Source organism: Verrucosispora sp. ts21, from assembly GCF_002879555.1.
GTDB lineage: Bacteria > Actinomycetota > Actinomycetes > Mycobacteriales > Micromonosporaceae > Micromonospora > Micromonospora gifhornensis.
Genome location: NZ_PNOZ01000146.1, coordinates 1 through 5,528 on the forward strand (window position 1 = coordinate 1; position 5,528 = coordinate 5,528).

Consider the following 5,528-nt stretch of genomic DNA (forward strand, 5'->3'; position numbering starts at 1 on the left):
ATCTACACGCCGACGAACAGCGCATCTCGGCGATCACCGTGAATCACCCAGGCTAACGAACCGTCAAACCCACATCGGACATAAGCTCCCGAACCGTCCTCTCAGTGGCTAAGAATGCGATTGATAGCCGCCCGTATCCGCGAAGCAGGTTCGTGAGTGGCGCTATCGCCCATGGGCGGCCGACTGGCACCCGACCCCAGGTCACGCCCGGTCGCTGCCAGTGGCAACATTGCGTGCGGCATCGCGTAGCGCGATGAAGACATCGAGCGGTTGGCCGACTTGGAGGATCCCGTCCCGGTCCTCGGGCCAGTACAACCAGGTCGAGTAGTTCAAAATCCGTCCGAGGATGGAGGTTTCAAGAGCGGCTTGCAGATTCTCCCGGCGCTTGTCCAGAAAGACATCCCCGTAGTTCAGGGCCAGACCGATTGGCCCCTGGTAGGCGACACATCCGATGATCGAACTGATCGGCGTCTCGCGGATCCGCTGGATTAAGAAGCCACTCCGGTAAACTAGGCGTCGATCGGTCAATACATACTTCTCGTCGTAATGGCCAGCAATCCTGAATGCACTCCACAGAGCGAACAGTGCCCATATGAGTGTCTCGACCCCGCCGGCGCTCACATCGATCAAGGTCGTCGTCGCCACGACAGCCACGAGGCCGAACACGATCGGCATCAGGGTGGTGACTGGGTGCCGCCGAAACACCCGGGTCACGATCTCGCCGGGCCGCGCAACCAGGGCCGGAACAGCTGGCATATCTACCGGGAAGCGAATGTCTTCAAGTCCGGGGATGCCATCGGCGATCGTCTCTCCGCTGGGCCAGGAGACGGGTTCGGCGTGGTCTCGCAGGTAACGGCGGGCCCGGCCGAGTCCCAGCGGCAGCCGTAGGGTGGCTGCGGCAATGAGGCGTCCGTTCGGAAGACGTCCCACCAAGCGTCCACGCTCGTCGACAACGATTCGCGCAGTGCGCATGGCCACTGCCGGCAGGTCCGGTCGCTCATCCTGAGGGACGAATGCGACGTCGTCGGAGAACCGACGGGTGAGGTCACCGACGGCTTCCACCCCGGCGGCCGCAGCGCGGGTATCCACCCGCCGGCCGAGCGGCGCCAGCAGGCGAACGAAGCGGGGATATCGCTGTTGAACCCAGTCGATGAGCCCGATCGACCGCAGCATCCGCTCAATCGGGCTCTGCTCTCCGGCTAGGTGCTCGAGCAGCCGGACATGCCGGAACTCGTAGGTCGCCCCGGATTGCCGTAGGACACCTCGTACGTGCGCATCTTCAAGGAAGCCGATCATGTCCCATGGACCCCAACCAGCCAACCATGAGCCCAGGCGTGCTTCCGCGTAGGTCTCGTAAGCTGTCGCGTGCGCCCGCCGGCTCCCGAAGAGAAGCCTGGTCACCAACAGCGCAGCTCCGACCACACCGAGCATGACAGCGGCCCGAAGGCCCGCCAGCACACCGAAGGTCACTGCCAGAAGCAGGAGCCGCGCCAGCCCAGCAGTCAACGTGGCGCGGCGATCCGCAAGCACGGAGTCCTTGGGCTCAGATGCCTGCCCGACGGTGAAGAGCCGAGGCCGTGTCACACCGGCGGCTAGCACGGCGACGGCGAGCACACTCCACACGAGGGCGCCATCCACCGGGCTAAACCCGCCATCCAGAAGTCCGACTGCCTGAAAGCCTACGTAGAACAGAACCGATGCCACCACTGCGTGGCGCAATGCGCGGGTGAGCCACGGCCGCGGGTCCCACGTCGGTGCCGCCGGCAGGGCCGGATACCCCTGAGACCTGAGGAAGAAGACAGTCGTGGCCACCGTGGCAAGGACAATGACGTTCACCGGACGCTGGGGAAAGAGCGCGACGGTGTCGAACACGGGTGCGAGGGCGACTGCCGCCTCCGTCAGCGTTGGCAACGCCCGTTGGCCAAGAAGTCCATCGCTGAGCGTGTCGCGTATTGCGCCAGTCACGACGTCAGGGCGTTCACGGTAAAGATCAGCGGCCCAGGTCAAGGTGAGCGCGCCCAGCGTGCCCTTGACCGCCGCCCGGACCACGCGTGCTGCTCCGGCCAGACCGCTGGCGTTCCAGGCCGCGAGTTCCCACCAGCGCAGCTCTTGGCGCGCCTTACCACTTGCCTCCCAGTGCATCCATCGCGCCTGCGCACCAAGCCAACGGCCTGCCCGGTCGGACCGCCACCGTGGCGGCTTGGCTCCGATGGGGTGATAAACCGAAGGCAGAAAGTGCTCGAACAGGCGGTTCTCCAACGCTTCGACCGTCTGGGGGATCGCCAGAAGCGACGAGGGTTGGCTATCGCCCTGTTCGTAGACCGTGCGCATCAGCCACAACGACAGCGGGTTTGTCAGCACCGTGGCCAGCGGTTCACTCGACCTGGCTGCGACGAACAACGGCGTCCACCGGTCCGGATGCCCGGCGGTCGACTCGCGCAGATAACGCCGGGCATCCGAGAGCCGCAACGGCCGAAGCGTGAGCATTGCACTGCGTGACAGCGGTCGACCAGCAGCCGAAACCGCCTCTGCGAACTCCTCGGGCCGACTGGTCAGCACCAATGGCTGGTCAGACCCGTGCCTGTTGATCGACTCGATCACCTCGGCACGGATTCCCTCCGGAAGTTCGTCAAGCCCGTCGACTATCGGAATGACACCACTGCGGGCGATCATGCCGGCCACCGTATCGATGCCGATCGCCCGAACAGGTCGGGCGGCGAGTTCCGGCAAGACCGACAGCAATGTGGCCTCGATCCACCCTGTCATGGACCGATCTGGCCGCCAGGTGGTGGCGGGCACGACAACTGGCACCAAGCCGCCGGCCACGCGCTGGGTAAGCAGGTCACGTGCGAGCTTCTGGGCGATCACACTCTTTCCGCTGCCGGCAGCACCCAGGATGATCAGCCGACGATCGGGCAGGGCGCGGAAACAGTCCGCGATCTCATCGAACTCATGCCTGCGCCCAGAACGTTCGTCGGTCCAGGAGACTGGAAGCGGCCACGGGTCGTAAACCCTTCGCCATCGAGCATTGTCACTCAATCGATGAACCAGAGCACGCGCTAGCTCATCACATGCCTCCTCCGCCGTAAGGTCGGAAGGCGGATGAACCCCGCGCATTCGACCAACCGACGCTGACAGCAGCGGAAGAGACAGGGCGAACAGTGCGACCAGAAGAGACGCGGCGCTGCCGAACTTGTCGGCGAAGTCAAGCCCACGCCGATTGAGCAGAAGACCGAGACCCAGCAAGGCGAGAGCGATCAGGAGCAGGACAGCAGAGCTACCGAATCTGTCTCGCCGCGATGTCCCGGTGCGCCTCATTGTCCCCTCTACCGTCAGCAGCGCCCCAGGCGACGGGACGTCACCGGCGACAATCTCGCGACAAGGACCCGCTGTCAACACAGTCACCAACAGCGAGTAATCATCGGCGTCCTGACCTGCTGCGATCCGCGTGACGCGGCACCGCCGGGTTGCCGCTCGAAACCGCCGATGAGCGAGCGGAGATCGAATTCCTCCTGACGGCCGCCGAGGTTGAGGCACCGCAACCAGCTTGACTGGTGCGATCCGCCCGCGATTGGGTGGCGCCGTGAGCAAATTGTGGACCGCTCCCGAGGACGACCCCAGGACCTTTGGCCAGCCCGTCGGCGAGAAGGCAACGTACCGGGAGTACCTCGACAACTACCGTCTGACGATAGAGATGAAGTGCGACGGACTGGACGCCGAGCAACTCGGCCGACGTTCGGTGCCGCCCAGCACCCTGAGTTTGCTCGGCCTGATCCGCCACCTGGCTCAGATGGAGAACCACTGGTTCCAGCGTGTGCTGCAAGGGCGGACCGCCGCGCCGCGCCTTTACCAGCACGAGGACGACCCGGATTGGGACTTCGGGGGCGCGGTTGCTGAACCAGCGGTGGTGGAGGACGCCTTTGCAACCTGGAAGGCCGAGACCGCCAAGGCGGACGAATGGCTCGACGCCCTTGAGGAGGCCGACCTGGGCCGCGAGGTACTGGTCGACGGTGGCAGCCACGCCACGCGTGACGTGTCCACGTGATCGAGGAGTATGCGCGGCACGCCGGCCACGCCGACCTCCTGCGCGAGTGCATCGACGGGCGAACCGGCCTGTGACCCACCAGGCAGTGGGTCAGCATAAGGACCGCCGCCAGCGCGCTACCAACACCGAGGCGCCGGAGTACTGGCGGCAGATCGAGCATTACGCCAAGCCGACGCAGCGCTCGTAGGCGCTGTCAGAGGGCGTAGAAGCGGTACCTGCCAGGTTGCTCAACCGCTTGACATCACGCAGTCGCACAGTTTCACCAGTCCCTCGTCGCCGGACTCCAAGCAGCGAGATGCAACGTCCAAGCGTGTGCCGCCGGCGGGGTCGTAGGCTCGCCGGGTGACGGACGAGGAGACTACGGAACTTGTCATCGATCGCCTGCTTCTGGCGTTGGCGGCGCAACTCGGCACGTCGGGCAGTCCGGCACTGGCGGCCGGTGCGGCCGAGGCGCTCGCCGACTTGAGCAGGTCCCAGGCCGAGGTCATCTTCGGCTAGGCGGGCCATCTGGTTCACTACGGCGCGGACACCGAACCACTGAAGGCTCTCATCCACGCGATCACGGCCATCCAACGCGATGAGGCTCCGGCAGATGCCACGATCAAGCCGGGTGACGAAGTGCGACTCGTGGGTGAGGTGCCCGAGAGTCTTGCCGACTACGACGAGATGTGGCTGCGCGAGACCACGTTCGTCGTCCGCTACCTCGGTAGGAATGCGATGGTCGACGTGCAGCCGGACCTGACCGAGGATTACGTGATCGCGACGGTGCCGGCCGCCGCCGTTGAACCCTCGCGAAGGGAGAGCACTCCGTAGCATCGCCGCTCCCGCTCAGGTACGACCGTTGTCCATGCGTCCGGTGGTGCCGGCGACAATCGTGATGCCGGAGAACGCGCACGACGACGCGTCCCCACACACGTCCGCTTCGCGATCTGCTCGTCACCTAGGGTGACGGTAGGTGTCGCTCGTTGGCGTCCCGGTCATGCCCTAAATGCGGTGCGCAGGGACGCATCCTCATGGATAAGACGGGAATGCGGGAACGACATCTCTGTCCGGGCGCACGGACGGGCAGCAGCGCGCGTCACCGTAGCCCAGCGTCGATGGCGGGCACGTTGGCTCTGCCTCTGGTGGGCTCTGCTGGCCCGGCGATACGGGCCAGCGCAGCCGGCAGGGCGTCGCCGAATCCTGCTGGCAGGCCTGACCTCGCCATAGGTCGTGTTCCCACTCGGTCCGATGCACCCGGTTGTCGGGGCTCGAGTGCTGGCTGGCGGTTCAGATTGTGGGGCGGTCGAGTCGTGGTTTCCAGGTGTTGCGGTCGGTCCATGCGCCGGCACCGACTTGGGCGTGGGGGAACGGAGTGGTGTCGTGGCTGCGGGTGCCGAGGTCGGGGCGTTCCTTGCGTTCCTGTTCATCGACTTTGATGAGGCTGGCCATGGCGTCGACGTGTCGCTTCTCGGCGTCGCGGAGGTAGCCGATGAAGGTGTTC

The 5,528-nt window shown here is 65.3% G+C and carries 5 protein-coding genes and 1 pseudogene; 4 read left to right on the top strand and 2 right to left on the bottom strand.

What is annotated here, in order from left to right; all coding sequences use genetic code 11:
* Nucleotides 1-201: 201 nt before the first annotated feature.
* Nucleotides 202-3,246 (bottom strand): NACHT domain-containing protein, encoded by a 3,045-nt coding sequence (locus C1A38_RS30050; protein WP_158244958.1) that lies wholly within the window; start codon nt 3,244-3,246, stop codon nt 202-204.
* A gap of 337 nt (nt 3,247-3,583) precedes the next feature.
* On the opposite strand from C1A38_RS30050, the gene C1A38_RS30055 reads away from it, so the two are divergent.
* From C1A38_RS30055 to C1A38_RS32110, 4 genes are all read left to right on the top strand, one after another.
* Nucleotides 3,584-4,045 (top strand): mycothiol transferase, encoded by a 462-nt coding sequence (locus C1A38_RS30055; protein WP_286047598.1) that lies wholly within the window; start codon nt 3,584-3,586, stop codon nt 4,043-4,045.
* On the top strand, nt 4,042-4,119 hold the full coding sequence (locus C1A38_RS32290) for a mycothiol transferase (RefSeq protein WP_286047599.1): 78 nt from the start codon (nt 4,042-4,044) through the stop codon (nt 4,117-4,119). Before C1A38_RS30055 ends, C1A38_RS32290 begins: the two co-directional genes overlap by 4 nt.
* Nucleotides 4,120-4,387: 268 nt before the next feature.
* A complete protein-coding gene (locus C1A38_RS32105; protein ID WP_233197114.1) occupies nt 4,388-4,543 on the top strand; it encodes a hypothetical protein in 156 nt (51 codons plus the stop codon).
* 120 nt (nt 4,544-4,663) lie between these two features.
* Nucleotides 4,664-4,858, top strand: a complete 195-nt coding sequence (locus tag C1A38_RS32110; protein ID WP_233197115.1) for a hypothetical protein — start codon at nt 4,664-4,666, stop codon at nt 4,856-4,858.
* A gap of 456 nt (nt 4,859-5,314) precedes the next feature.
* On the opposite strand, the pseudogene C1A38_RS30065 reads toward C1A38_RS32110, so the two are convergent.
* A pseudogene (locus C1A38_RS30065) lies at nt 5,315-5,528 on the bottom strand (hypothetical protein); the annotation flags it as partial.